Source organism: Aeromicrobium sp. Root472D3 (assembly GCF_001426485.1).
Taxonomy (GTDB): Bacteria; Actinomycetota; Actinomycetes; order Propionibacteriales; family Nocardioidaceae; genus Aeromicrobium.
Map to the genome: position 1 here is coordinate 2,055,535 of NZ_LMET01000001.1, position 25,015 is coordinate 2,080,549.

23 protein-coding genes and 1 riboswitch are annotated in these 25,015 nt (G+C 72.3%); of the genes, 16 read left to right on the forward strand and 7 right to left on the reverse strand.

What is annotated here, in order from left to right; genetic code table 11:
- Positions 1-9: 9 nt before the first annotated feature.
- A complete protein-coding gene (locus ASD10_RS10100; RefSeq protein ID WP_056607862.1) occupies positions 10-573 on the forward strand; it encodes a DinB family protein in 564 nt (187 codons plus the stop codon).
- Here ASD10_RS10100 and ASD10_RS10105 read toward each other — a convergent pair.
- Both ASD10_RS10105 and ASD10_RS10110 read right to left on the reverse strand, forming a co-directional pair.
- On the reverse strand, positions 570-2,693 hold the full coding sequence (locus ASD10_RS10105; RefSeq protein ID WP_056607865.1) for a YhgE/Pip domain-containing protein: 2,124 nt from the start codon (positions 2,691-2,693) through the stop codon (positions 570-572). The two genes, ASD10_RS10100 and ASD10_RS10105, sit on opposite strands and share 4 nt — an antisense overlap.
- Positions 2,690-5,587, reverse strand: a complete 2,898-nt coding sequence (locus ASD10_RS10110) for an MMPL family transporter (RefSeq protein ID WP_056607866.1) — start codon at positions 5,585-5,587, stop codon at positions 2,690-2,692. Before ASD10_RS10110 ends, ASD10_RS10105 begins: the two co-directional genes overlap by 4 nt.
- 82 nt (positions 5,588-5,669) lie before the next feature.
- Between ASD10_RS10110 and ASD10_RS19180 the strand changes: the two genes are divergently transcribed.
- The gene (locus ASD10_RS19180; protein ID WP_056607869.1) at positions 5,670-6,332 is read left to right on the forward strand and encodes a TetR/AcrR family transcriptional regulator; all 663 of its coding nucleotides are present in this window, start codon (positions 5,670-5,672) and stop codon (positions 6,330-6,332) included.
- Here ASD10_RS19180 and ASD10_RS10120 read toward each other — a convergent pair.
- A complete protein-coding gene (locus ASD10_RS10120; protein ID WP_056607871.1) occupies positions 6,316-6,630 on the reverse strand; it encodes a multidrug efflux SMR transporter in 315 nt (104 codons plus the stop codon). The genes ASD10_RS19180 and ASD10_RS10120 overlap by 17 nt on opposite strands.
- 10 nt (positions 6,631-6,640) lie before the next feature.
- A riboswitch (guanidine-III (ykkC-III) riboswitch) is annotated at positions 6,641-6,704 on the reverse strand.
- Positions 6,705-6,801: 97 nt separating this feature from the next.
- Here ASD10_RS10120 and ASD10_RS10125 point away from each other — a divergent pair.
- Positions 6,802-7,389 (forward strand): HhH-GPD-type base excision DNA repair protein, encoded by a 588-nt coding sequence (locus ASD10_RS10125; RefSeq protein ID WP_056607873.1) that lies wholly within the window; start codon positions 6,802-6,804, stop codon positions 7,387-7,389.
- Here ASD10_RS10125 and ASD10_RS10130 read toward each other — a convergent pair.
- Complete coding sequence (locus tag ASD10_RS10130) at positions 7,381-7,971, reverse strand: hypothetical protein (protein ID WP_157432540.1); 591 nt, start codon at positions 7,969-7,971, stop codon at positions 7,381-7,383. The two genes, ASD10_RS10125 and ASD10_RS10130, sit on opposite strands and share 9 nt — an antisense overlap.
- Before the next feature lie 35 nt (positions 7,972-8,006).
- Between ASD10_RS10130 and ASD10_RS10135 the strand changes: the two genes are divergently transcribed.
- A complete protein-coding gene (locus ASD10_RS10135) occupies positions 8,007-8,675 on the forward strand; it encodes a hypothetical protein (RefSeq protein WP_056607877.1) in 669 nt (222 codons plus the stop codon).
- 3 nt (positions 8,676-8,678) lie between these two features.
- On the opposite strand, the gene ASD10_RS10140 is transcribed toward ASD10_RS10135, so the two are convergent.
- Positions 8,679-8,903 (reverse strand): antitoxin, encoded by a 225-nt coding sequence (locus tag ASD10_RS10140; protein WP_056607879.1) that lies wholly within the window; start codon positions 8,901-8,903, stop codon positions 8,679-8,681.
- Between the two features lie 90 nt (positions 8,904-8,993).
- Between ASD10_RS10140 and miaA the strand changes: the two genes are divergently transcribed.
- The 6 genes from miaA to galE all read left to right on the forward strand — a co-directional run bounded on the left by miaA (position 8,994) and on the right by galE (position 16,002).
- Positions 8,994-9,911 (forward strand): tRNA (adenosine(37)-N6)-dimethylallyltransferase MiaA, encoded by a 918-nt coding sequence (gene miaA / locus ASD10_RS10145; protein ID WP_056607881.1) that lies wholly within the window; start codon positions 8,994-8,996, stop codon positions 9,909-9,911.
- Between the two features lie 9 nt (positions 9,912-9,920).
- A complete protein-coding gene (gene dapF / locus ASD10_RS10150) occupies positions 9,921-10,754 on the forward strand; it encodes a diaminopimelate epimerase (protein WP_056607882.1) in 834 nt (277 codons plus the stop codon).
- On the forward strand, positions 10,751-12,163 hold the full coding sequence (hflX, locus tag ASD10_RS10155) for a GTPase HflX (protein ID WP_056607884.1): 1,413 nt from the start codon (positions 10,751-10,753) through the stop codon (positions 12,161-12,163). Before dapF ends, hflX begins: the two co-directional genes overlap by 4 nt.
- 99 nt (positions 12,164-12,262) lie before the next feature.
- Positions 12,263-13,012: a hypothetical protein gene (locus ASD10_RS10160; RefSeq protein WP_056607886.1), complete on the forward strand. Its 750-nt coding sequence runs from the start codon at positions 12,263-12,265 to the stop codon at positions 13,010-13,012.
- 140 nt (positions 13,013-13,152) lie between these two features.
- A complete protein-coding gene (locus ASD10_RS10165; RefSeq protein ID WP_082556294.1) occupies positions 13,153-15,009 on the forward strand; it encodes an ATP-dependent DNA helicase in 1,857 nt (618 codons plus the stop codon).
- A 21-nt stretch (positions 15,010-15,030) separates the two neighbouring features.
- Positions 15,031-16,002 carry a UDP-glucose 4-epimerase GalE gene (gene galE / locus ASD10_RS10170; RefSeq protein WP_056607890.1) on the forward strand — a complete coding sequence of 324 codons (972 nt, stop codon included), beginning with the start codon at positions 15,031-15,033 and terminating at the stop codon, positions 16,000-16,002.
- 77 nt (positions 16,003-16,079) lie between these two features.
- Here the strand turns inward: galE and lexA are convergent, their stop codons facing one another.
- Positions 16,080-16,805 (reverse strand): transcriptional repressor LexA, encoded by a 726-nt coding sequence (gene lexA, locus ASD10_RS10175; RefSeq protein ID WP_056607892.1) that lies wholly within the window; start codon positions 16,803-16,805, stop codon positions 16,080-16,082.
- A gap of 83 nt (positions 16,806-16,888) precedes the next feature.
- Here lexA and ASD10_RS10180 point away from each other — a divergent pair, with 83 nt between their 5' ends.
- Positions 16,889-17,725 (forward strand): SDR family oxidoreductase, encoded by an 837-nt coding sequence (locus tag ASD10_RS10180; RefSeq protein WP_056610114.1) that lies wholly within the window; start codon positions 16,889-16,891, stop codon positions 17,723-17,725.
- Positions 17,726-17,734: 9 nt separating this feature from the next.
- On the opposite strand, the gene ASD10_RS19055 is transcribed toward ASD10_RS10180, so the two are convergent.
- Complete coding sequence (locus ASD10_RS19055; RefSeq protein WP_056607894.1) at positions 17,735-18,742, reverse strand: YihY/virulence factor BrkB family protein; 1,008 nt, start codon at positions 18,740-18,742, stop codon at positions 17,735-17,737.
- Positions 18,743-19,022: 280 nt separating this feature from the next.
- Here ASD10_RS19055 and ASD10_RS19060 point away from each other — a divergent pair, with 280 nt between their 5' ends.
- From ASD10_RS19060 to ASD10_RS10210, 5 genes are all read left to right on the forward strand, one after another.
- A complete protein-coding gene (locus ASD10_RS19060) occupies positions 19,023-19,403 on the forward strand; it encodes a LysM domain-containing protein (protein ID WP_056607896.1) in 381 nt (126 codons plus the stop codon).
- 183 nt (positions 19,404-19,586) lie between these two features.
- Positions 19,587-21,485: a penicillin-binding transpeptidase domain-containing protein gene (locus ASD10_RS10195; protein ID WP_200938215.1), complete on the forward strand. Its 1,899-nt coding sequence runs from the start codon at positions 19,587-19,589 to the stop codon at positions 21,483-21,485.
- A gap of 65 nt (positions 21,486-21,550) precedes the next feature.
- The gene (locus tag ASD10_RS10200) at positions 21,551-22,552 is read left to right on the forward strand and encodes a hypothetical protein (protein ID WP_157432541.1); all 1,002 of its coding nucleotides are present in this window, start codon (positions 21,551-21,553) and stop codon (positions 22,550-22,552) included.
- 68 nt (positions 22,553-22,620) lie between these two features.
- Complete coding sequence (locus tag ASD10_RS10205; RefSeq protein WP_082556137.1) at positions 22,621-23,316, forward strand: type 1 glutamine amidotransferase; 696 nt, start codon at positions 22,621-22,623, stop codon at positions 23,314-23,316.
- Positions 23,317-23,352: 36 nt separating this feature from the next.
- Positions 23,353-24,990 carry a hypothetical protein gene (locus ASD10_RS10210; protein ID WP_056610121.1) on the forward strand — a complete coding sequence of 546 codons (1,638 nt, stop codon included), beginning with the start codon at positions 23,353-23,355 and terminating at the stop codon, positions 24,988-24,990.
- Positions 24,991-25,015: the final 25 nt, after the last annotated feature.

Here is a 25,015-nt window from a genome sequence, read left to right on the forward strand (position 1 = left end):
GATGGACGCATGACCGACGTCAAGGACCACCTGCACACCCGCCTGCGCGTCGTCCGCGCCGCCGTGCTGGCCGCGGTCGACGGGGTCGGCGAGCACGACCTGCGGCGTCCGCTCACGCCGACCGGCACCAACCTGATCGGTCTGGTCAAGCACCTGGTGGGCGTCGAGCACGTCTACCTGGGGGAGTCGTTCGGACGTCCGGCACCCGACGTGCTGCCGTGGGTCGAGGACGGCTCGGTGTGGGACGGTGCCGACATGTGGGCGACGGCCGACGAGTCGAGCGCGCACATCGTCGACCTGTACCGGCGGGCGTGCGCCCACGGCGACGAGACGATCGCCGGGCTCGACGTCGACAGCCCCGGTCGCGTGCCGCACTGGCCGGACGACAAGGCCGACACGACCCTGGGGTTCCTGCTGGTGTGGATCGTCTCCGAGACGGCCCAGCACGCGGGGCACGCCGAGATCGTCCGTGAGCTCGTCGACGGTCGCCCGGCCGCTGCCACGTCGGCCGGCGGCACCGACTGGCCGACGTACGTCGAGCACGTCCGGGCCGCGGCCGACGCGCACCGCTAGACCTGCAGCGTCGGGTGCAGCCGTGCCACGGTGACGGTCTGCCGCCGTCGCGCGGCGATCACCGTCACGCCCAGCGCGAGCGCCGTGAACAGCCCCAGCACGAGGAAGTCGCGCACGACGCCGTCGCTGCCACCGGCGAGCGCCGCCCTCAGGCCGTGCACGGTGTACGTCATCGGCAGCAGGTCGTGCAGCACGTTGAAGAACGGCGGCGCGGTCTCGATGGGATACGTTCCGCCGGCCGAGGTGAGCTGCAGGCTGACGAACACGAGGGCCGCGAACCGTCCGGCCCCGCCGAACAGCGCCACGAACATCTGGTTGATCGCCGTGAAGACCGCACCGGTCGCGAGCGCGATGCCGACCAGCAGCGGCTCGTCGGCCGGCTGGACGCCCAGCACGCCCTGCAGCACCACCAGCAGCAGGACGACCTGCACGACCGACAGCGCGAGTCCGGGTGCGTAGCCCGCCAGGGCCACCCGGACGCTGCCGGTGGTCGACGCGATCGCCCGGGCCGAGAGCGGCCGCAGCAGCAGGTAGATCGCCATCGCGCCGACCCACAGCGCCAACGAGACGAAGTACGGGGCGAGGGCCGCGCCGTAGTTCTCGACGGGGTTGACGCGGTCGGCCGCGTCCTCGATCGGGGTCGCGGCGGTCTTGGCGAGCTGGTCGCGCTCCGACGTCGAGTAGTCGGGCACCTTGTCGCTGCCGTCGTTGAGGCCGTTGCTGAGCTCGAGCGCACCGGCCGAGAGCTGGTCGGCGCCATCGACGAGCTGGTCGCCCCCGTCGGCGAGCTTCCGGCTGCCGTCGGCCAGCTGGTCGGCGCCCCCCACGAGCCGTCCGGCGCCGGCGGCCGCGGCGACGGCCCCCTCGCGCAGCTGCGACGTGCCGTCGGTCAGCCGGTCGGCACCGTCGGACGCCTGGCCGATGGCTCCGACGAGCGCCGGGACGTTGCGGGCTAGCTTGGCGTTGCCGTCGGCGACCTGAGCGGCCCCGTCGGCGAGCTGCCGGGTCTGCTGCCCCGCGCTGGTGGCCTGCCCACGGACGTCGCGGACGAAGGTCTTGAGGTCGCCGGCACGTGCGGCGGCGTCCTCGATCGCGCCGCAGTCGACCCCGGCCGGCGCGCCGTCGGCCCGGCACTGGTCGGCCAGCGTGCGCAACGTCGTGGCGAGCCGGTCGATGTCGGCGTCGGCGGTGCCCGTCGCGTCGAGGATGCCCTGGGTGAAGGCCTGCACCGTCCGGTCGACCTGGGCCGTGCCGTCGGCGACCTGGCGCGAGCCGTCGGCCAGACGACGGGTGTCGCGCGGGAGGGTCAACGTGCTCGACTCGAGCTGCGACAGCCCGCGGGACAGCTTCTTCGCGCCCGAGTCGAGCTCGGTGGCGCCGTCGGCGAGCTGGCGGTTGCCGTCGGCCAGGGTGCCCGCCCCGTCGGCGAGCGCGCCGGCCCCGTCGGCCAGGGTCGTCGCGCCGTCGGCCAGGTCGGAGGCCCCGGACGAGAGGCGGTCGGCCCCGTCGGCCAGGTCGGAGGCCCCGTCGGCGGCGTCTGACAGCGAGGTCTTGATGTCGGAGAAGCTCAGGTAGACGTTGTCGAGGTACGTCTCGGTGACCTGTGCGTTGAGCGCGCCCTTCGCGGCCTGCAGGATCGTCTTCGCGATCGTCCCGTTGATGTAGTTGACGGCGTCGTTGGTCTGCAGGTCGAGCTGGCCCTGCACCGCGGCCGTGGGGTCGCCACTGGTCGACGTCGCCGCCGCCGACAGGTTCTCGGGGATTGTCAGGACGGCCTTGTAGTCGCCGTCGGCGAGCCCGCGCTGGGCGTCCTTCGCGTCGGTCAGCACCCAGTCGTAGTTGTCGTCGGCGTCGTTGCTGACGAGGTTGCCGGCCAGCTGGCGGCCGACCGCGACAGGCTGCGCGGCCCCGTCGGTGCCGGTGACCTCGACCATCTGGTCGTGGTTGACGACGGCTGCGCGCACGTGGTCGAGGCGGCCGGTCGGGTCGAGATTCGCCCAGACGTACATCGCGCCGTAGAACAGCGGCACGAGCATCACGGCGACGACCGCTGCGCGCGTCAGCCGGCTGCGCCGGAAGCGCGCGAGCTCGAACCAGGGGAGGGTGGGGGACGGGATCATGGCAGCATCAGCTCGTGGAGGGTGCGGTGGGTGTCGAGCTCCAGGCGGTGGAGCCGGCCGGACGGAACGCGGTCGGAGGGTGACGGGGCCGACGACGCGGCCTGGACGCTCGCGACGAGGGTGACGTCGCGATCGGCGAGCAGGATCGCGAGCGCTGACCACAGCAGCTCGACGTGCTCGGCGGCCCGCAGGTCGTCGGCGTCGTCGACCACCACGACGCGGGGGTCGTCGGTCAGGGCGAGGACGACGCCGAGCAGCTTGCGCTCGAGCCGCGTCAGCGTCGACACGAGCGCGTCGCCGTCGACGGGCTCGAACGGGATGCCGGCCTCGTCGTGGGCGCGGGCGAGGGCCGCGTTGAGGTCGCCGACGATCGGTGCGACGCGGCGCCGGCTGACCCACAGGCCGAACGACCGGATCGACAGCCGCTCGGCGACGTGCTGCTCGACGCTCAGGTTGTCCTCGAGGTCGTTGATGCCCGGCAGCTCGGCCAGCGCGACCGAGTGCCGGACGGCACGGGCCTCCTGCGGCAGCAGGTGCCCCATGACCCGCATGCGTCCGGTGTCGAAGGCCATGCGTCCGGCCACCGTCAGCAGCAGGGCGGTCTTGCCGGCGCCGCTCGGGCCGTGGACGACCAGCCAGTCCCCGGTCTCGACCTCGAACGAGACGTCGTTCAGCACGGGGCCGTCGGGTCCGTCGGTCGTGACGGACGCCGCGGTGATCGCGGCCGTCGACCCTCGACGCGGCCACGTCTCGAGCTCGACCCGGCGGTGCAGGCCCTCTCCCTCGACGTCGACGTGCGGCAGGCGCCGGCCGAGCCACCCGGGCAGGGCCCACGCGCGGTCGCCGAACAGCTGCATGACGGCCGGTGCGAAGAGCATGCGGATGAGGAAGGCGTCGACGAACACACCGACGGCCAGCGCGAACGCGATGGGCTTGATGTTCGGGTCGCCCTCGGGCACGAAGGCCGCGAACACCGCGAGCATGATGACGGCCGCGGCCGTGACGACGCGCGAGCTGCCGACGAACCCGTCCGAGATCGCGCGGTGGGCGTCGCCCGTGCGGGTGTACTCCTCCTTCATCCGCGCCATCAGGAAGACCTCGTAGTCCATCGAGAGGCCGAACAGCACGGCCATCAGGATGATCGGCAGGAAGCTGATCAGCGGACCGGTCTGGTCGAGGTGCACGAGGTCCATCAGCCAGCCCCACTGGAAGACCGCGACGACCGCGCCGAACGACGCCCCCGTCGAGAGCAGGAAGCCGAGGGTCGCCTTGAGTGGCACCACGAGCGACCGGAACACGATCATCAGCAGCAGCACCGACAGGCCGACCACGACGACGCCGAACGGCACCAAGGCCTCCTGCAGGCGGTCCGAGACGTCGATGCCCCCGGCGGTCAGACCCGTCACGGCGACGGGCACACCGTACTCGTCGGTCCACTGCGGCGCGCGGTCGCGGATCTCGCGCACCAGGTCGGCGGTGCGGACGTCGGTCGGTCCGGTCGCCGGGACGACCTGCACGATGCCGGTGTCGGCGGTGCGGTTGGGCGTGGCCAGCCCGATCGCGGCGACGCCGTCCATGCCGCGCAGGTCGTCGGCGATGCCGTTGACGACACCGACGGGATCGGTCGAGGAGATGATGTCGATGCTGACGAGCAGGGTGCCGTTGTAGCCCGGCCCGAAGTTGTCGTCGACGAGGTCGTAGGCGGTGCGCTGCGTGCTGCCCAGCGGTGCGGTGCCGTTGTCGGGCAGCGCGAGCTGCAGGTCCTTGGCCGGCACGGCCATGACGGCGAGCCCCACGACGACCAGCACGATCGCGATGAGGGGGAAGCGGGTCGTGACGCTGACCCAGCGACGCGAGAAGACGCCCGGAGGGGCGTCCCGACGGGGCGTGAGACGGTCGCCCGCGCGGCCGAGCAGGGCCGGCAGCACCGTGAGCGCGACGGCGACGGCGATCACGACCGACAGTGCGGCGACGGCGCCCATCACGGTCAGGAACGGGATGCGCGCGATCGACAGGCCCAGCAGGGCGATGACGACGGTGACGCCCGCGAACACGACCGCCGACCCGGCGGTGGCGACCGACCTGGCGGACGCCTCCTCGGGCTCGAGGCCCTCGGCGAGCAGCTCGCGATGGCGCGACACGATGAACAGGGCGTAGTCGATCCCGACGGCCAGGCCGATCATGAGCGCCAGTAGGGGAGCGGTCGCCGAGATCGTGACGAAGCCGGTCAGCGCGATCGTGATCGCGATCGTCACGAGCACGCCGAGCAGGGCGGTCACGATCGGCATCACCGCGGCACGCAGCGACCGGAACATCAGGAACAGCACGATGAACGCGACGACGACGCCGACGACCTCCGTGATCGACAGCTGGGGGCCGGTGCTCGTGAACACGTCGCCGCCGAAGGCCATCGTGTAGCCCGCGGCCTTCAACGCGTCACCGGTCTCGACGAGCTGCTCGCGGTCGGCCGGGGTGACGGCGGTCAGCTCGCGGTCGAACTGCACCTGCACCTGCAGCGCGCGCCGATCGGCCGAGATGCCGACCGTGTTGCCGTCCGCGTAGGGGGAGACCACGTCGCTGACGCCGTCGACCTTCTTCATCCCGGCGACGGCGTCGGCCACGAGCCGCTTGGTCTCGCCGTCGTCGACGGTGCTGCCGCGGTCGGCGACGACCACGAGGTAGGCCGACGTCCCGCTGAGCTCGGGGAACGTGCGGCCGAGCGAGTCGATGGCCTCCTGCGACTCGGTGCCGGGGATGTCGAACGAGTTCTTGGTGCCGCCGCCGAGGCCCGCCGCGGCGACGCCCGCGACCAGCAGCACGAGGATCCAGGCGGCGATGACGCGGCGCGGGTGACGGAAGGCCCACCGGCCCAGCGAGTACAGGGAGTTCGACACGGCATCGACGATACGTTTGTGTATTGGATGCGTCAATGTATCGAGTACGCTGTGTGCGTCACACGGATGAACGGGGATCACCATGACGACATCGGACGCCCGTCCCGCGGTGCGCCGACGCTCGGCCACGCGCGAGCGCCTCCTCGAGGCGACGCGCGAGGTGCTGGCCCGCGAGGGCATCCAGGGCGCGTCGGTCGAGCACATCTGCGAGCAGGCCGGCTTCACCCGCGGCGCCTTCTACTCCAACTTCTCGAGCAAGGACGTCCTGCTGCTGGCGCTGTTCCGACGCGAGCGCGACCTGATGTTCGAGAGCCTGAGGGCGGCGACGGCACCGGAGTCCTACGAGGGCCTCGAGCCCACCGAGGCCATCGCCGTGATCATCGACCGCTTCCTCGGGCTGCAGTCGGTCGACCGCGCCGGCTTCCTCGTGCACCTCGAGTTCTCGATCCGCGGCATCCGCGGCGGCGAGGTCGGCGACGAGTTCAACGACTCGTGGCGCGAGATCAAGGACGAGCTCGTGTCGCTGATGACCACGATCGTCGCGTCGCTCGGGCGCGAGTTCACGGTCGACCCTCGCCACGCCGCGACGGTGCTCACCGGCACGTACGACGAGGCCGTGCGCGAGGCCATCACCGACGAGCGCGAGCTCGACGCCGAGCTGCTGCAGACGACCCTGCCGATGCTGCTGCTGGCCGCGACGCGGCCGCTCGACGCGGTGCCCGTCGACGTCAGTGCAGGAGCTTGAGCCCGGCGACGGCGGCGACGATCACCAGGATCAGCAGCACCTTGACGACCGACGCGGACTCCTCGCCGGAGATCATCGCGTAGGCGACGGTCAGCGAGGCGCCGATGCCGACCCACACGGCGTACGACGTGCCGACGGGCAGCTCGCGCATCGCGTAGGCCAGGCCGGTCATGCTGAGCACGACCGAGACGGCGAACACCAGCGACGGGACGAGGCGGGTGAAGCCGTCCGAGCGGCCGAGGGCCGTGGCCCACACGGCTTCGAGGACGCCGGAGACGGCGAGGACGATCCAGGACATGTCATGCTCCCTGGCGCCGTCTTGTCGCTGTCCGGGTACGGCACCGCTCGTCCGGGAGCCCGTCGGGGCTCTGCCCCCAGCCTCTCACACCATCAGGCGGAGGTGGATCCTCAACCATCTCAGCGTCGGGACGGTTGCGGATCCACCTCCTGCCGGTGGGACGATGGGGGCATGGCCATTCGGATCGCCCAGGACGCCCACGCCGACCAGGTGCTGACGGACAGCCCGTTCGCCCTGCTGGCCGGCATGATGCTCGACCAGCAGTTCCCGATGGAGCGGGCGTTCGCGGGCCCGGCGAAGGTGCTCGAGCGCTTCGGCTCGCTCGACCCGGCCGCCATCGCGGACGCCGATCCCGAGGCGTTCGCCGACCTGTGCGCCACCCCGCCGGCGATCCACCGCTACGGCCGCTCGATGGCCGCGCGGATGCAGGAGCTGGCACGGGTCGTCGTCGACGAGTACGACGGCGACGCGTCCCGCATCTGGTCGGACGCCCGGAGCGGCGAGACGCTGGTCAAGCGGCTCAAGGCGCTGCCGGGCTTCGGCGACCAGAAGGCCACGATCTTCGCGGCGCTGCTCGCCAAGCAGCTCGACGTCAAGCCGCGCGGCTGGACGACCGTCACGGGCGACTACGGGCGCAAGGGGTTCCGGTCGGTCGCCGACGTCGTCGACCCCGAGTCGCTCGCCAAGGTGCGCGAGTTCAAGCAGGCCGCGAAGCAGAAGGCGAAGGCGGCCGGCGAGAAGAAGAAGCCCTCAGCCTGACAGCGCGTCGGCGTCGGGCGAGTCGATCGTGGGCGGCACCTCGCACGCGGCGTCGCCGAGCCACACGTCGGCCATCCGCTCGGTGACGGGGTCGCCGTCGCCGTCCACGGGCACCACCAGCGACGCGTTGGGGTCGCGCAGCAGCCGTCGGGCGAGACGCTCGCGGGCGCCGACGAGGCTCTCCCAGTCGTCCAGCCACTGGTCGGACGGACGATCGCGCGCGATCGCCGCGGCGGACTCGGTCCTGATCGCGTCGACCATGAGCCGGACGGCGCGGTCCTGGTCGCGGATCGTCTCGGACTGCTGCTGGGCCGTGCCGTAGACGGGGAGCATGTCGACGGTCGACGTCATGAGCGAGCACTCGACCGCGATCGTCGTCAGCAGCTCGTCGTCGTCGATCACGCCCGGCAGGTCGCCCGAGCCGAGTCGCGCCAGCACGACGACGAGCCCGCCGGCCACGACCAGGCCCGTCAGGGTCGCCAGCACCGCGACCCACACCCAGCGGGCGGACGAGGGCGGCGGAGGGAACTCCCACGTGTTGCGGGCCGGGGGATACGCGGCCCCTCCCGTGGCATCGAGCACGGTGTCATCGTGCCACGCCGGGTAGCGTTCCACCCGTGATCGTCGCCGCCGCCGTCTGCCCGCACCCGCCGCTCCTGGTGCCGGAGATCGCGCCGGGCACCGACGCCGAGCTCGGCGAGCTGCGCGACGCCTGCCGGGCGGCCGTCGCGGGCCTCGTGGCGTCCGGCGCCGGGCGCGTCGTCGTCATCGGTGCGGGCGACCTGGCCCACGACGTCGACGAGCACGCGGGCGGCACCCTCGCCGGCTTCGGCGTCGACGTGCGCGCCGGGGGAGACGACCTCGTGCTGCCGCCGAGCCTGACGATCGGGGCCTGGCTGCTCGACGCTGCCGGGTGGTCCGGCCCGCGCACGTACGCGGCGGGAGCGCCCGACACGTCAGACGACGTCGCGCTGCTCGTGATGGCCGACGGCTCGAACGGCCGCTCCGAGAAAGCGCCGGGCTTCCTCGACGAGCGGGCCGAGCCGTTCGACGCCGCCATCGCGCGGGCGCTCGCGGACGGCGACCCGGCGGCGCTGGTCGCGTTCGACGCCGAGCTCGGTGCCGCACTCGGCTCGACCGGCGTCCCGGCCCTGCAGGCGCTCGGCCGCGCGGTCGGTGCGACGACGAAGGGCGCCACCGTCGCAGCACGCGTGCTGTTCGACGGGGCGCCCCTTGGCGTCGGCTACGTCGTGGCCGAGTGGGTGCCGTCCGGACGGACGGCGTAGCCGCTACGGCTTCTTGCGGCTCTCGTCGGCGAGCTTGTCGGCCGCGTCCTTGGCCTTGAGCGCGGCGTTGTCGATCTTGTCGTCGTACTTGCCCTTGGTGGCCTTGCTCGCCATGCCGGCGGCCTTCTGGATGCCCTGGTCGATCTGGGAGTTCTTGCTGGCCGCGAGATCGGCGGCCTTCTCCTTGAGCTCAGGAGCCTTCTTCTTCAGGTTGTCGAGGAAACCCATGGCTTCCCTCCTCGCGTGTCGTGTCGGGGTGCGGTCACCGGGGCGTGACCGCCACCGGATTCCCTCCAGCGTACTGGGATGATGGGCGGCATGTCCGTGCGAGAAACCGTCGTGGCCGTCGTCGGTCCCACCGCATCGGGCAAGTCGTCCCTGGCCGTCCGCATCGCGCAGCGGGTCGGTGACGCCGAGGTCGTCAACGTCGACTCGATGCAGCTCTACCGGCACATGGACATCGGCACCGCCAAGCCCACCGCGGCCGAGCGCGCGGTCGTCCCGCACCACCTGTTCGACGTGCTGGACGTCGCCGACACCGCGAGCGTGGCGGAGTTCCAGCAGCAGGCGCGGGCCGTCGTCGCCGACTGCCACGCCCGCGGCGTCGTCCCGGTGCTGGTGGGCGGCTCCGCCCTCTACGTGCGCGCCGTGCTCGACCGGCTCGACTTCCCGGGCACCGACCCCGCCGTGAGGCAGCGCTGGGCCGACGAGCTCGAGCGCCGCGGCAGCCGGGCGATGCACGACGAGCTGGCGCGGCGCGACCCGGCGGCGGCCGCGCAGATCCAGCCGACCAACGACCGGCGCATCGTCCGGGCGCTCGAGGTCGGCGAGCTGACGGGCCGGCCGTTCGTCGCGACGATGCCGCCGCTGGAGTCGATCTACCCCGCTCTGACGATGCTGGGCCTCGACGTGCCCCGCGACGTCCTCGAGGTCCGTCTGGCCGACCGCGTCGACCAGATGTGGGCCGACGGGTTCGTCGACGAGGTCAGGGGCCTGCTCGAGCACGGCATCGAGGACAGCCTGACGGCGTCGCGGGCCCTGGGCTATCAGCAGATCCTGGCGTTCCTGCGCGGCGAGATCTCCGAGGACGAGGCGCGGGCCGACACCGTCACCGGCACCCGCAAGTTCGCCCGGCGGCAGGACCGCCTGTTCCGCAAGGACCCCCGCATCCACTGGCTGCCCCACGACGCCGACGACCTGCTCGAGCGAGCCATGGCCACCGTCCTGTCGCAGTAGACTGGCGGCATGACGTTCGCATGGCTGAAGGGGCACGGCACCGAGAACGACTTCGTGCTGCTCCCCGACCATGACGGCTCGGTCCACGGCGGGCTTGACGGTGGCTTCGTCGCCGCCCTGTGCGACCGGCGCCGCGGCATCGGGGCCGACGGCGTGCTGCGCGTCGTCCGGACGTCCGCGCTGAGCGGGATCGAGCCCGGCATCACCTCGGCCGGCGAGTGGTTCATGGACTACCGCAACGCTGACGGCTCGATCAGCGAGATGTGCGGCAACGGCACCCGCGTCTTCGCCCTGCACCTCGTGCAGGAGGGGCTCGCCGACCCGTCCGCCCCGTTCGTGATCGGCACCCGCGACGGCGACAAGACGATGTCGTTCCACGGCGAGCAGATCAGCGTCGACATGGGCGTGCCCCGGGTGCAGGACGTCTCGAAGGTCTCGGCCGCCGGAAATACGTGGGAGGCGCAGGACGTTTGTACAGGTAATCCCCACGCCGTGGCCTTCGTCGACCGGCTGGACGACGTCGGCCCGCTGCTGACCGAGCCCGGCTTCGACCAGGTGGTCTACCCCGACGGCGTCAACATCGAGTTCGTCGTCCGCGAGGGCGAGCGGCACGTCGCGATGCGCGTGCACGAGCGCGGTGCGGGGGAGACGCGTTCGTGCGGCACCGGCGCCTGCGCCGTGGCCGTGGCCACCGCAGTGGCCGATCGGGCCGAACGACCCGTCACCTACCGGGTCGACGTCCCGGGCGGCACGCTGCACGTGACCTGGGACGCCGACGACCACATCACCCTGACCGGACCCGCCGAGATCGTCGCGCGGGGCACCATGGATTGGACTGCATGACCGAACCGACGACAGGCCCCACCACCACGAGCCAGCCCCAGGGCACCGAGGGGCTCGACCTCGAGGAGCGCCACTCGCTGCGCCGTGTGGTCAACCTGCGCACCGAGCTCGAAGACATCACCGAGGTCGAGTACCGCCAGCTGCGCCTCGAGCGCGTCGTCCTGGTGGGCGTCTGGACCGAGGGCACCGTCGAGGACGCCGAGAACTCGATGGCCGAGCTCAAGCTGCTGGCCGAGACCGCCGGTTCCGAGGTGCTCGACGCCCTGATCCAGCGGCGGCAGAAGCCCGATCCGTCGACGTACATCGGCTCGGGCAAGGTCGAGGACCTCCGCGCCACGGTCGAGGCCACGGGCGCCGACACGATCATCTGCGACGGCGCGCTGGCGCCCAGCCAGCTGCGCAACCTCGAGGACAAGTGCAAGGTGAAGGTCGTCGACCGCACGGCCCTGATCCTCGACATCTTCGCGCAGCACGCCAAGAGCAAGGAGGGCAAGGCGCAGGTCGAGCTCGCCCAGCTGCAGTACCAGACCCAGCGCCTGCGCGGCTGGGGTGGCAACCTCTCGCGCCAGGCCGGTGGACAGGCCGCGGGCGGCGAGGGCATCGGCGGACGCGGACCGGGTGAGACCAAGCTCGAGACCGACCGCCGTCGCATCCAGATGAAGATGACGAAGCTGCGTCGCGAGCTCAAGGAGCTCGGCAAGGCCCGCGAGACCAAGAAGGGCAACCGGCAGCGCCACGAGATCCCGTCGGTGTCGATCGCGGGCTACACCAACGCCGGCAAGTCGAGCCTGCTGAACCGGCTCACCGACGCCGGGGTGCTGGTCGAGAACGCGCTGTTCGCGACGCTCGACCCGACGACGCGCCGCACGCAGACGTCCGACGGTCGCGTGTACACGCTGTCCGACACCGTCGGCCTGGTGCGCAACCTGCCGCACCAGCTCGTCGAGGCGTTCCGGTCGACGCTCGAGGAGATCGCCGAGTCCGACCTGATCCTGCACGTCGTCGACGGCTCCGACCCCGACCCGGAGGGCCAGATCGCCGCGGTGCGCCAGGTCATCCTCGAGGCCGGTGCGGCCGAGGTGCCCGAGATCATCGTCATCAACAAGGCCGATGCGGCCGACCCGCTGGTCGTCAAGCAGCTGCTCGTGCGCGAGCCGCACGCCGTCGTCGTCAGCGCCCGCACGGGCGAGGGCGTCGACGAGCTGCTCAGCGCGATCGAGGCCGACCTGCCGCAGCCCGCGAGCCACGTCGACGTCCTGCTGCCCTACGCGCGCGGCGACCTGCTCAACCAGATCCACGTGCAGGGCGAGATCGAGTCGCTCGACCACGAGGCCGACGGCACGCACGTCGTCGCCCGGGTCAACGGCGCGCTGGCCAACGAGCTGGAGCCCTTCGCGGTCGAGGCCTGAGGGCTCGCAGATCTTCTGTCGACACCGACCCATCCACGGACGGGTCGGTGTCGAACCGTGGACAATCAGTGTTACCCACCTCACAGAAGGTCCACTCCCATGCGTCCTGGCATCAAGGTCACCCCCGCGTTCGTCGTCGCCTCCCTGGCCCTCGTGGTCGTCGCCTCTGGCGGCACGGCCTACGCGGCCACCAAGATCGGCTCCGCCGAGATCCGTGACAACTCCATCCGCGGCGTCGACATCCGCAGCAACGAGGTGCGCAGCTCCGACGTCAAGGACGGTGCGCTGCAGCCGCGCGACTTCGCGCCGGGCACCCTGACGTCGGGCTCCAAGGGCGACAAGGGCGACAAGGGCGACACGGGCGATGCCGGCGTCGGCCGCTGGCTGCTGGTCGACGCGAGCGGCGCGATCGTCGCCCAGTCGGGCGGCTTCAGCATCGCCTCGGCGTACGACCAGCCCGGCGCGCCGGCCGGTGCGGTCGGCAACGTGTACATCGACGCCAACGAGGACCTCAGCGACAACGGCATCGCCGTGACGGTCGCGCTGCAGAACGCGACCGACCAGAACGCCGACACCATCACGAACGGTCGGAGCCTCAACCCCGACGCCAACCCCGAGTTCTCCGGCGAGATCACGTCGACGATGTGCGGCATCGCGGGCGTCGTCACCTGCGCACCCACCGGCACCAACGACCGGACGCACCTGGTCGTCAGCCCGCGTCTGAGCGACGGTCAGGTGACGACGTCCACGAACCGCAAGCGGTTCTACGTGACGATCTCGGGCGACTCGACCGACCTGACGTCCGACATCCCCGCGGTCGCGCTGCCGGCGAACGCCCCGCAGGGCTGACGCCCCCGCCCGTCCCCTGTGGACGGGCCGCTCCCGTCGCGGGCACCCCCGGATAGCCTTCGGGGGTGCCTTCGATCCGTGACGTCCTCCACGCCGCGGTCGAGGCGGTCGGCGGCGACGACCGCCCCGGCCAGATCGAGATGGCCGAGGCCGTCGAGCACGCGCTCGACTCCGGCGAGCACCTGCTGGTGCAGGCCGGCACCGGCACCGGCAAGTCGCTCGGCTACCTCGTGCCGAGCCTGCTGCACGGCAAGCGCGTCGTCGTCGCGACGGCCACGCTCAACCTGCAGCACCAGCTCGTCGAGCGCGACATCCCCGCGCTGAAGGACGCCGCCCGCAAGACCCTCGAGAAGGTCCCGCACCACGCGGTCGTCAAGGGTCGCGGCAACTACGCGTGCCTGCACCGTGTCCGCGAGGGCGCCCCCGACGACCAGGGCACCCTCGTCGAGATCCCCGACGGCTCGCTGGGCGCCGAGGTGCTCGAGCTGCGCGAGTGGGCCGAGGAGCAGGCGAAGGGGGGTCACACCGGCGACCGCGACTCCGCGCCGTCCCACAACGACCGCGCCTGGCGCCAGGTCAGCGTCAACCACCGCGAGTGCCTGGGTGCGTCCCGCTGCGCGCACGCGCTCGAGTGCTTCGCCGAGCTGGCGCGCGAGGACGCCCAGACGGCACAGGTCGTCGTCACGAACCACGCTCTGCTGGCGATCGACGCCATCGACGGCGTGCCGATGCTGCCCGAGTACGACGCCGTCGTGGTCGACGAGGCGCACGAGCTTGCGGCGCGCGTGACGCAGGCGTCGACCGACGAGCTCGACCCCGTCATCGTCGAGCGGGCCGCCCGTCGTGCCCGGGCGCGCATCAGCTCGGGCGAGGGCGACGACCTCACCGACGCCTCCGACGCGCTCGCCGACATCCTGGCCCGCACCGAGGCCGGCCGCATCGACGAGCTGCCCCAGCCGCTGCACGCCGTCCTGTCGCTGGTCCGCGACAGTGCCCGGTCGTGCCTGTCGGCCTTCCCCAAGGAAGACAAGAGCGAGCCCGACGCGGCGTTGCAGCAGGCCCGCGGCATGGTCGACGACGTCCGCAAGATCGCCGAGCGCATGGCCGCCAAGATCGAGACCGACGTGCTCTGGACGAGCGACAACCGCGGCAACAAGCAGCTGCACATCGCGCCGATCGACGTGTCGGGCGCGCTGCGCGACAAGCTTTTCGCCGACAAGACCGTCGTCCTGACCAGCGCGACCCTCAAGCTTGGTGGCGGCTTCGAGCCCGTCGCCCGCTCGCTGGGCCTGTGGGGCGACGACCCGCCGTGGACGTCCCTCGACGTCGGCTCGCCGTTCGACTACGGCAAGCAGGGCATGCTCTACGTCGCCAAGCACCTCCCCGCGCCAGGCCGCGACGGTCTCGAGGAGGCGCAGCTCGCCGAGATCACCGATCTCATCGAGGCGGCCGGCGGACGCACGCTGGGCCTGTTCTCGTCGCGCCGTGGTGCCGAGAAGGCCGCCGAGGAGGTGCGCGAGCGTCTGCCCGACCTCGACATCTGGTGCCAGGGAGACGCGCAGCTGCCCGAGCTGGCCCGCCGGTTCGCCGAGTCGCCCAGCAGCTGCCTGTTCGGCACGCTGAGCCTGTGGCAGGGCGTCGACCTGCCGGGCGACACGTGCCAGCTCGTCATCATCGACCGCATCCCGTTCCCGCGGCCCGACGACCCCCTCATGAGTGCCCGACAGCGTCTCGTCGAGAAGCGGGGCGGCAACGGGTTCATGACGGTCGCCGCCCAGCACGCCGCGCTGCTGCTGGCGCAGGGCACGGGACGGCTGATCCGGCGCACGACCGACCGCGGCGTCGTCGCGATCCTCGACCCTCGCGTCGTGACGGCACGCTACGGCTCGTTCCTGACCGCGTCGATGCCCGACATGTGGCGCACGACCGATCGCGCGACGGCGCTGTCGGCGCTGCGCCGGCTCGACGAGTCCGCCCGCGGGCGCAGCGGCTCGTGACGGTCTGACAGGCTGGGACGCATGAGTGTCCTCGTCACCGGCGGAGCCGGCTACATCGGTTCGCACGTCGTCCGCGCCTTCGTCCAGGCGGGGCTCGAGTGCGTCGTGGTCGACGACCTGTCGAGCGGGCACCGGGCGTTCGTCCCGTCCGACGTGACGTTCGTCGACGCGACGATCCTCGACGCCGATGTCGTCGCCAAGGCGATGGTCGAGCACGAGGTCGAGGCCGTCGTGCACCTCGCCGGCTTCAAGTACGCCGGCGTCTCGGTGCAGCGTCCGCTCCACACGTACGAGCAGAACGTGCAGGGCACCGTCGCGCTGCTGCAGGCCATGGGCGAGGCAAGCGTCGACAAGATCGTCTTCTCGTCGAGCGCCGCGGTCTACGGCACGCCCGACGTCGACCTCGTGACCGAGCAGACCCCCACGTCGCCGGAGTCGCCGTACGGCGAGACCAAGCTGATCGGCGAGTGGCTGCTGCGCGACGCCGCGCGGGCGTTCGGCGTGCGTCACACGTCGCTGCGCTACTTCAATGTCGTCGGGTCGGCCGTCCCCGAGCTGTACGACACGAGCCCGCACAACCTGTTCCCGCTGGTCATCGAGGCGCTGCTCGAGGGACGCACGCCTCGCGTCAACGGTGCCGACTACCCGACGGCCGACGGCACGTGCGAGCGCGACTACATCCACGTCGCCGACCTCGCCGACGCCCACGTCGTCGCGGCGCGCACGCTGCTCGACGGTGGCACGCTCGAGCCGGTCTACAACCTCGGCAGCGGAGACGGCGTCTCGGTGCGCCAGATCATGACCGCCGTGGCCGAGGCGACCGGCATTGCCTTCGAGCCCGAGGTCGGCGAGCGGCGCGCGGGTGACCCGGCCCGCATCGTCGCCTCGGGCGATCTCGCCGCCCGCGACCTCGGCTGGACCATGCTCCACTCGATCGACGACATGGTCCGCAGCGCCTGGCAGGCGCGCAGGTCGAACGAGCGCAGCGAGTGACGTCGTAGCGCTCGAGGACGACCGGTACGCCCCACCGTCCGTCGGCTAGGGACGGACGGTGGGGCGGTCCGACGGGGTCAGACGCGGCGGATGACCGCCGTGACCTTGCCCAGGATCGTGGCGTGGGTGCCGTCGATGGGGGAGTAGTCGCCATTGTGCGGCAGCAGCCACACCTGACCGTTCTTGCGCTGGAACGTCTTGACCGTGGCCTCGCCGTCGAGCATCGCGGCGACGATCTCGCCGTTCTCGGCGTCGGGCTGCTGGCGGATGACGACGTAGTCGCCGCTGCAGATCGCGGCGTCGATCATCGAGTCGCCGGAGACCTCGAGCATGAACAACGTGCCGTCGCCGACCAGCGACTTGGGCATCGGGAAGATCTCCTCGACGCGCTGCTCGGCCAGGATCGGCCCGCCCGCGGCGATGCGGCCGACCATCGGGATGTTGACCGCCGACGGCGCCGCGTCGTTGATGCCGGTCTCGTCGAAGCCCTCGGCCTCGGGCGCCGCGCTCATCGACCGCCGGGCCGCCATGACGTCGGGCAGGAAGATCTCGAGCGCGCGGGGACGGTTGGGATCGCGTTTGACGTAGCCCAGCGCCTCGAGCGCACGCAGCTGGTGCGCGACCGACGACGTGCTCGTCAGACCGACCGCCGCGCCGATCTCGCGCATGCTGGGCGGGTAGCCGCGCTTCTCGATCTCGTCGCGCAGGAACTCCAGCACCTTGCGCTGCCGGGAGGTCAGCCCGGAGGAGTCGGCGGGTCCGTCGGGGAGCTCGGTGACGTCGGCGGTTCGCTCATCGGTCATGGGCTGACAGTAGCCCGGACGAGGGGGTCAGTTCAAACATATGTTCGATGGCGTGTCGCGGGCGTGTCGCCTACCGTGACGCGGTGCCCCAGACGCTCGTGAGCCCCGACCAGCCCCGTTCCGCCGTCGTGACGGGAGCCGCCCGCGGCATCGGCCGCGCGATCGCCGCCGAGCTCGTGGGCCGCGGCTACCTCGTCGTGGTGACCGACCTCGACGCGTCCGCCGCTGCGGCGACCGCCGACGAGATCGGCGCCCACTCGGGTGCGGCCCTTGACGTGACCGATCCGGCGGCGAACCGCGCCCTCGCCGCCCGGGCGCGCGAGATCGCACCCCTGGGCGCGTGGGTGTGCAACGCCGGCGTCGCCTTCGACGGCGACCTGGGCGACCTCACGGACGGTCAGGTGCGCCTCAGCGTCGAGGTCAACGTGCTCGGGGTGGCGTGGGGCGCCCGGGCGGCCGCCGACGCCTTCCGCGAGCAGGCGGCGATCGGCGTGACGGGTGGCGAGATCGGCATCGTGGCGTCGTTGAGCGCCCACGCGCCCGTGCCGAACCTGAGCGTCTACGCCGCGACGAAGGCCGCCGTGCTGTCGCTGGCCACCTCGATCGCGTCCGAGCTGCGGCGCGACGGCATCCGCGTGCACGCGGTGTGCCCCGACGGCGTGTCGACCGCGATGCTCGAGGGCTTCGACGCGAACGGCAGCACCCGCGAGATCCTGGCCGCGGGTGTGCTGCTGACACCCGACACGGTCGCGCGCGAGCTCGTCGCGATGTTCGGGACCGCCCGCGTCTACCGGACGCTCCCGGTGTGGCGCGGCGTGGTCGCCCGCTCGGCGTCGCTTGCCCCGACGCTCGCGATGCGGGTCGACCCGCTCATGCGTCGCCTCGGTGCCCGGCGGCTGCGTCGGGCCGGGCTGCGCTGACGCGCTCGGTCAGCGCCGGGCGGTCTTCTTCGCGAACGGGTTGCGCAGGCGCTTGAAGACGGGTGTCGGGCGGTCGTCGCGCGCCTGCTCCTCGAGGTCCTCGTCGTCCTCGGCGGCGTCGACGACCTCGACGTGCACCTCGTCCCCGTCGGCCTCGGTGCCGCGCAGGTCGGCGATCTCGGCGTCCTCGGCGACGGTGTCGGCCGTGACGATCTGCTCGCGGACCGCCTCGACCGTCGCGCCGAACAGGATCGCGTACATGCCGATCCAGAGCCACAGCAGCAGCACCACGACGCCCGCGAGCGCGCCGTACGTCTTGCCGTAGCTGCCGAAGTTGTCGACGTAGGTCGAGAACCCGACCGAGACCACGAGCCACAGCCCGCTCGCGACCAGCACACCCTTGGTCAGCAGGTGAGGGGCCTCCGAGCGGTCTGGCGCGACGCGGAACAGCACGCCCATTGCCACGACCAGGGCACCCAGCAGGACGACCCAGCGGCCGAGCTCGAGCAGGATGCGGGTGCCGGGCACGATGTCGATCGCGTCGAACACGGCGGGTGCGGCCGCGACCAGGCCGACCACGACGATCAGGAACACGAGCGCACCGGCGGTCAGCGCCAGGGCCACGAGCTTCTTCTGGAGGAAGTTGCGCTGGTCGCGGATGCCGTACATCGCGTTGATCGCCGTGACCAGGTTGCCGACGCCGCCGGACGCGCTGTAGACAGCGAGCGTCACCGCCAACAGCAGGCCGACGCCGAGCGAGCCGTTGTCGGTCGACACCAGCGAGTCGAGCTGGCCCGTCACCAGCGAGGCGGCATCGGCCGGCAGCGCGTCGGCGAGCTCGGCCGACTGGCGCTGCACGGTCTCGGGCGAGGCGACGAGTCCGTAGGTGAGCACGCCGGCGATCAGGGCGGGGAACAGCGACAGAAACGTGTAGAACGCGACGCCCGCTGCCAGGAGGGGCGCCTGCTGGGCCGACGCCTGCTTCCAGGCCGTGACGATCGTGCGTGGGGCGGGCATGGCACGACGGTAGTGCGCGCGTGCGACGGGTGCCTCCTCGGTGGCAGCGCCGCCGTGACGTGGAACAAGTGTTCGATTTCTTCTGTCCGGAATTGCAGTCATTTCGGAGCACTGCTCGAAATTCTGTTCGAGTGATGCTTCCTTTTGTCCGACCCGGCCCCTATCGTCGTACATGTGTTCGATCGAACGCCTGTTCGCACCATCGAATGACATCGAGAACGGCGATCGGTCGGCACACCACACGTCACGCACCAGTCTCACTTCCCCCTTGGAGGCACTCATGAGCACCATCACCTTCGGCCAGGCCCCGCAGCTCGTCCGCGCATCGCGCACCCCCAGCGCCGCCGGCGCCCCGAGCGCCGCCGTGCGGCTGACCCGCCGCGGCAAGATCGCGGTGCTGACGCTCGCGATCGTCGCGATCGGCATCCTGGCCGTCATGCTCGGCCCCTCGTCCACCGCGACCGACCAGGTGGGCACGCCCGAGCAGACCACGACGGTCGCGGTCATGCCGGGGCACACGCTGTGGCAGATCGCCGCGGCGGCCAACCCCGACGGCGACATCCGGGCGACGGTCGACGACATCATCGAGCTCAACTCGCTCCCCAGCGCCTCCGCCCTGCAGATGGGGTCGGAGATCGCGGTGCCGGTCTACGACAAGTAGCCGCTCCGCCGCATCGAGAGATGCACACGACGCGACCCGGTGAGGCCACAAGGGAAGGTGGCCCCGCCGGGTCTCGTCGCGTCCGGCGAGGCTCGTTGACCGCAGTCGGTGCACCTGTTTGACTGCACGCGCGCCCGGCCGACCATCTGGGGCGAGAACCTGACACCAACGGGGAGGTACCAGGTGAGGCTCATCGAGGTTCGAGGTCGCCGCGCCGCAGCCGGCGTCGCCGCCGTGGCCTGCGTCGCGGGTCTGCTGGCAGCGTGCACGTCAGGAGGACCCGATCCTCGCGACACCGCCGAGGCGCTGGCCAAGGGGCTCAGCCGTTCCGACGTCTCGAAGGTCCCGTCGACGGCGGGTGGTCCGACCTCGCAGGCCGACCTCGAGCGCATCGTCGCGAGCATGGACGGAGCGCAGGCCCAGGTCACGGTCGACGACGTCTCCGAGGACGACGACACCGCCACCGCGACGCTGAAGACGACGTGGGACCTGCAGGGCCGACCGTGGAGCTACACCACGACGGCGACGCTGTCGCTGGTCGACGAGGCGTGGAAGGTCGAGTGGAAGCCGTCGATCGTCGCCCCCGACCTGACGGTCGACGACCGCCTGCGCGTCCGCACGACCGCCGCCGACCGCGGCGACATCCTCGGCGCCGGCGACCAGCCGCTCGTCACCGAACGCGCGGTCCTGCGCATCGGTCTCGACAAGACCAAGGTCGACGCGGCGCAGGTCGACGCCTCCGCCCGCGCGCTGGCGGCAGTCGTCGACATCGACGCCGGCGAGTACGCGACGCGCGCGGCCGCGGCCGGGGCGCAGGCATTCGTCCCCGCCCTGGTGGTGCGTGCCGACGCGACCGACGCGCCGCGCCAGCAGGACGTCGACGCGATCGCCGGTGCCGTCGCGATCGACGACACCCTGCCGCTCGCACCGACCCGCAGCTTCGGGCAGCCGATGCTCGGCGCCGTCGGCGAGGCGACCGCCGAGATCGTCGAGAAGTCCAAGGGCGCGGTGCAGGCCGGCGACACCGTCGGGCTGTCCGGGCTGGCCCTGCGCTACGACCGTCAGCTGCGGGGCACCCCGGGCGTACGGGTCGAGTCGGTCTCGTCGGTCGAGGGCACCCAGCCCGTCGAGCTCTTCTCGGGCGAGGCCGTGGCCGGCAAACCCCTGCGCACGACGATCGACATCGGCCTGCAGGGCGAGGCCGACGCGATCCTCTCGGACGTCGGCCCGGCCAGCGCGATCGTGGCGGTGCGCCCCTCGACGGGCGAGGTCGTGGCCCTCTCGAGCGGCCCGGGCGGCGACGGTGCCGACACGGCGGCCGGTGGACGGTTCCCGCCCGGGTCGACGTTCAAGCTCGTCACGGCACTCGCCCTGCTGCGCTCGGGGCTCACGCCGTCGACCGAGGTGCCGTGCACCGAGTCGATCACGGTCGACGGTCGGCGGTTCACCAACTACTCCGACTACCCGAGCAGCGCGGTCGGCGACATCGCGCTGCGCACCGCGATCGCCAACTCGTGCAACACCGCGATGATCGCCGAGCGCGACAAGGCGCCGCAGGCCGATCTGTCCGGTGCCGCCGCGGCGCTCGGCCTCGGCCCCGACGTCGATCTCGGCTATCCCGCCTTCCTCGGCTCGGTGCCCGACACGGCCGAGGGCACCGAGCGGGCGGCGTCGATGATCGGTCAGGGACGCATCGAGGCCTCGCCGCTCGCGATGGCCACCGTCGCGGCGTCCATCGCGAAGGGCGAGCGGGTCACGCCGACGCTGCTGGCCGACACGCCCTCGAAGCCCGCGGCGGCGGCGTCGGCGCCGCTGACGTCGTCCGAGGCGGCCCAGCTGCAGGAGCTGTTCCGCGGCGTCGTCACCGACGGCAGCGGGCGCTTCCTGGCCGACGTGCCCGGAGGCCCGGTGTCGGCCAAGACCGGCACCGCCGAGTACGGCGACGACACGCCCCCGCGCACCCACGCCTGGATGATCGCGACGCAGGGCGACCTCGCGGTGGCGGTGTTCGTCGCCGACGGGGAGTCGGGCTCGCAGACCGCCGGACCGCTGCTGGAGGAGTTCCTGCGGAGCGCCTCGTGACGGTCGGGCTGACGCCCACCACGCCACTGACGCCCGCGACGGAGGACACCGTGCGGAGGCGGGGGGTGCCCGCACTCGCGCTGGCGCCGCTCGCGGCCTTCGTGTGGTGGGGCGCCGGCTTCCTGCCGTGGATCGTCGACCTCTTCGGTCGAGACATCCTGAGCACGAATGGCTTCTCGCCCGCGGCCCTGCCGCTGCTGTCGGGCAGCAGTGCAGGCGGTCTGGTCGTGAGCGCGGGCGTGGGCGGCGTCCTGGCGGGTCTGGTCGTCACCCTCCGCCGCGGGCGCGGGGTGCCCGCTGTCCTGTCGGTCGTGGCGGGCACGGTCGTCGCGCTGGTCGTCGCGATCGTGCAGGCGCGGGCAGCACTCGGCGACGGCTCCGGCGCGGCCGGTCCGGTCGACGTCCGCGTGCTCGACGGGCTCGGGGCACTCGTGGTCGTCGTGACGGTGGTCGGTCTGGCCGTCGGTCTCGGGGCGCTGCTGGGGCGTCCCGGGCTCGGCGTCGCGCTGGCCGCGGTCGCCGGACTCGCGCCGATGTGGGCGTACGCGCTGGCCGTCGCGGTGACGAGCGAGGTGATGACGTCCACGCACGCTGAGCCGGTCACCCGGTGGCTCGGAGCAGCCGTGCTGGTCGTCGCGCTCGTCGTCATCGGCGTCGCGCCGGTCGTCCGCCTGATCTGGTGGGTGCCGGCGCTCGTCCTGGCGTGGATCGCGGCGCCGACCGCGACCGCGGCGCTGTACCTGGGCACGTCGGTGTCGCGCGGTCCGCGCTCGGCCGACGCCGTCCGCGAGTACGTCTCGGCGTCGTGGCAGGTGTGGCGGCAGTCGGCCGAGCCCGAGGAGCGTCCGCTGGCCCCCTGGGTCACCGCGATCGTCCTCGCCCTCGTGGTGTCGGCGCTCCTCGCGCTGCGCACGCGGGCGCGCCCCGAGCACCCGGCGCCCGACCGACCGGTGCCTGACCGGATGGGGCCCGCTGACGAGGTGGCCGAGCACGCCGAGCCCCCGGCGTCCGACACCCAGGTCATCAGGCGTGACCCGCCACCGTCCGACGGCCCCGCCTGGCCGTAGCGGCACGCCCCCCGCCTGGCCGTAGCGGCACGCCCCCCGCGTTCGTCGCGGTAGGCGACAATGGGCGCATGCGGATTCACGTGGTCGCCGACGCGGCCGACAACGACGGCGGCTACGTCACCGAGCGTCTCGCCGAGCACGGGGCGGAGCTCGTCGAGGTCGACCGCGACGCCCTCCCGGCCTTCGACGCGCTGGGCGCGTCCGACCTGGTGCTGCTGCTCGGCTCCGACAAGTCGGCGCACGACGAGCGGTGGACCGACGCCGTGACGTCCGAGATCCGGCTGATCCGCGGTGCCCTCGCGGCGGGCACCCCCGTCATGGGCATCTGCTACGGGGTCCAGGTCATGGCCCGGGCGCTGGGCGGGACGTCGTGGAGGTCCGACCGGCCCGAGCTCGGGTGGCAGCGGGTCGACACGACCGACCCGGTGCTGTGCCCCGAGGGTCCGTGGGGCCAGATGCACAAGGACGTCTTCTCGCCCGGTCCGACGTCGCGCGTCATCGGCTCGTCGTGGCGGGGACCGCAGTGCATCGTCGACGACGCCTGGGGCGCCCGGGCGATCGGCTGGCAGTTCCACCCCGAGGTCACCCCCGAGACGTACGAGCGCTGGGTCGCCGAGGGCTACTACGGCGACACGGGGGAGGACCCCAAGGACCTCGTGCGGCAGGCCCGCGCGAACGCCCCGCGGGCCCGCAACCTCGCCCACACGTTGACCGACAGCGCGCTGCGCCACCTGGGCGTCACCGCCGCGAGCAGCGCGACGTGACCGACCCCCAGCGTGCCGCGGGCTGACGCGGCCGTCGTGACGTCGTCCGAACCGCGCCGCCGCAGGAGCCACGTGATCCGGGTGCTCGCGGTCGTCCTGCTGCTGGGCCTGGTGACCCTCGCGGCCACCGACACGGCGCGACGCGGCGGCACCGACGCGCGCGTCGTGCCCTACGCGGCGGCCGACGTCGTCAACCCGATGCGGGGTCAGTTCGACAACATCCTGACGGGCCTGTTCCCGCAGTCGAACGACGCGCAGGACGGCCTGCCGGCCTGGCCCGGCACCCGTGACGCCGCGATCCGTGTCACGTGGCGCTCGCTCCAGCCGGTCGATCCCGCGTCGCTGCCGGCCGGCGCTTCGGACGACGAGCGCTACGACTTCTCCCAGATCGACCGTGCGCTCGACCAGAACGGCGAGCGCGGCATGCGGCTGGGCCTGCGCATCACGACCTACGACTCGTGCTGCGACCCGTCGCCGCCCGGCGGCGTCAACCTCGCCGTGCCCGACTGGCTGGCCGCGACCGACGGGGCCGTCGAGCGGTACGAGCGCGACGGTGTCACGCAGGTCATCCCGGCCTGGAACAGCCCGGCCTATCTCGACCGCTTCGACCAGCTGCTGGGCGCGCTGGGGCGACGCTACGACGGCGACGAGCGGCTCGCGGTCTTCGAGATGTCGGGATACGGCGACTTCGGCGAGAACGTGCTGCCGGTGCTGCGCGACGAGCTCGGGCGCCCGGGGCCGTCGGGCGACGAGAGCGAGGCGGCGCTCGGCTACTACAGCCAGTACGAGGACCAGTTCATCACCGCCGGCTCGGCGACCCGGCTGGTCGCGGCGAACCTGCGGGCGTTCCCGCGCACGCAGATGGTCACGGCACCGGGCAACGCGTTCATCGTCAAGCAGCTGATGCGCGACAGCGCGGCGCTCGACGGCGTCCTGCACCCCGTCGGCGTCCGGTCCGACTGCCTGGGGGTCTTCGACACGCTGCCGACGTGGGCGACCGACGAGTCGTCTGAGTACGTCCGCCGCGGCGACCCCATCGTCGAGGTGCTCGCCCGGCGGCTGGTCGAGGCGCCGGTGCTGACCGAGTGGTGCCAGCTGCCCGAGGGCGAGTCGTCCGCCGACTACTACCGCAGGGGTCTCGCGTCGGTCGTCGAGCGGCACGTCTCCATGACGTCCAGCAGCGGCTTCCCCGACCAGCTCGCCGACCGTCCGATGGACCGTGGCGACTACGAGCTGTGGCGACGGGCCAACGTCTACGCGGGCTACCGGTACGACGCGGCGGCCGCGGTCGTCGCCGACGGCGGAGTCGTGCGCGCCGACGTCACGTGGACCAACCGCGGTGTCACGTCGACGCACGAGCGGTGGGACGTCACGTACCAGCTGCGGGACGGGTCGGGGCGCGTCGTCGCGACGGCCACCTCCGACCTCGACCTGCGCGACGTCGACACGTCGCAGCAGGGAGCCTCGTCCGTCCCGACGCCGGCGACCGCCCGTGACACCGCACGGTTCGACGTGCCGGACGAGGCCGGCCGGTACACCGTCACGGCACGCGTCGGGTGGGGCGAGCACAAGGCCGGTGCGACCACGACGTTCGAGGCCGGGCCGATGCGGTTGGCGATGACCGGTGGCGACGGCGACGGGACGTACGAGGTCGGCTCGGTCACGGTCCGGTGAGCGACGGGCCGGGCCGACGCGTCAC

Bases quoted from the DNA above. Each gene is read 5' to 3' on its own strand.
- ASD10_RS10100 (WP_056607862.1), top strand. From the start codon at position 10: ATGACCGACGTCAAGGACCACCTGCACACCCGCCTGCGCGTCGTCCGC.
- ASD10_RS10105 (WP_056607865.1), bottom strand. From the start codon at position 2,693: ATGATCCCGTCCCCCACCCTCCCCTGGTTCGAGCTCGCGCGCTTCCGG.
- ASD10_RS19180 (WP_056607869.1), top strand. From the start codon at position 5,670: ATGACGACATCGGACGCCCGTCCCGCGGTGCGCCGACGCTCGGCCACG.
- ASD10_RS10120 (WP_056607871.1), bottom strand. From the start codon at position 6,630: ATGTCCTGGATCGTCCTCGCCGTCTCCGGCGTCCTCGAAGCCGTGTGG.
- ASD10_RS10125 (WP_056607873.1), top strand. From the start codon at position 6,802: ATGGCCATTCGGATCGCCCAGGACGCCCACGCCGACCAGGTGCTGACG.
- ASD10_RS10140 (WP_056607879.1), bottom strand. From the start codon at position 8,903: ATGGGTTTCCTCGACAACCTGAAGAAGAAGGCTCCTGAGCTCAAGGAG.
- miaA (WP_056607881.1), top strand. From the start codon at position 8,994: ATGTCCGTGCGAGAAACCGTCGTGGCCGTCGTCGGTCCCACCGCATCG.
- dapF (WP_056607882.1), top strand. From the start codon at position 9,921: ATGACGTTCGCATGGCTGAAGGGGCACGGCACCGAGAACGACTTCGTG.
- hflX (WP_056607884.1), top strand. From the start codon at position 10,751: ATGACCGAACCGACGACAGGCCCCACCACCACGAGCCAGCCCCAGGGC.
- ASD10_RS10160 (WP_056607886.1), top strand. From the start codon at position 12,263: ATGCGTCCTGGCATCAAGGTCACCCCCGCGTTCGTCGTCGCCTCCCTG.
- ASD10_RS10165 (WP_082556294.1), top strand. From the start codon at position 13,153: ATGGCCGAGGCCGTCGAGCACGCGCTCGACTCCGGCGAGCACCTGCTG.
- galE (WP_056607890.1), top strand. From the start codon at position 15,031: ATGAGTGTCCTCGTCACCGGCGGAGCCGGCTACATCGGTTCGCACGTC.
- lexA (WP_056607892.1), bottom strand. From the start codon at position 16,805: ATGACCGATGAGCGAACCGCCGACGTCACCGAGCTCCCCGACGGACCC.
- ASD10_RS19055 (WP_056607894.1), bottom strand. From the start codon at position 18,742: ATGCCCGCCCCACGCACGATCGTCACGGCCTGGAAGCAGGCGTCGGCC.
- ASD10_RS19060 (WP_056607896.1), top strand. From the start codon at position 19,023: ATGAGCACCATCACCTTCGGCCAGGCCCCGCAGCTCGTCCGCGCATCG.
- ASD10_RS10205 (WP_082556137.1), top strand. From the start codon at position 22,621: ATGCGGATTCACGTGGTCGCCGACGCGGCCGACAACGACGGCGGCTAC.